Origin of the sequence: Pseudomonas sp. 32_A, assembly GCF_017490905.1 — a bacterium.
Lineage (GTDB): Bacteria > Pseudomonadota > Gammaproteobacteria > Pseudomonadales > Pseudomonadaceae > Aquipseudomonas > Aquipseudomonas inefficax.
The window spans coordinates 1-449 of the sequence record NZ_JAFGYI010000336.1; the positions used below are offsets into that span (position 1 = coordinate 1).

2 protein-coding genes are annotated in these 449 nt (G+C 72.4%); both read left to right on the top strand.

Going from position 1 to position 449, the window contains the following annotated elements; genetic code table 11:
- On the top strand, positions 1–248 hold a 248-nt coding region (locus J5M58_RS26940; protein WP_207880462.1), incomplete at its 5' end, for a hypothetical protein.
- On the top strand, positions 245–449 hold a 205-nt coding region (locus tag J5M58_RS26945), incomplete at its 3' end, for a hypothetical protein (protein WP_207880465.1). The genes J5M58_RS26940 and J5M58_RS26945, both read left to right, overlap by 4 nt.

The window sequence follows — 449 nt, forward strand, 5'->3', positions numbered from 1 at the left end:
CGCGCGACGCGGGCCGCGCGCTCGCCGCGACGGCGGCGTCTTCCTGCACTGCAATGTCCGACATGACGAAAAACCTCGCGGCGGTGGTCCGGCGCCGTTCGATCGAACGGACGGACGCGGTGTGCGATCGCCACGTGCACGCTCGTGACGAACGCGTGTGCGGCCTGTGCGCTCGCGACGCGGGCGGCTCGCGCGTTCACGTGCGCGGCTCTTGCGCTTGTATCTTGCGCGCGGCGTCCGCGGCGTGAAGCGCGCCGTCGCGCGGGCCGGCGGCGGGGAACGCGTGCGTGCGTCCGCGAACGTGCGCGACGCAGACGCGTTCGTCATCGACGCGCACGTTGCAAACGCGCACGTCGCAGACGCGCATGTCACCCACCCACACGCCGCAAACGCGCGTTCGCATCCGGCGCCGGGACGTCGCGCCCGGGTTGCGAGCGAAGGCATTGTAC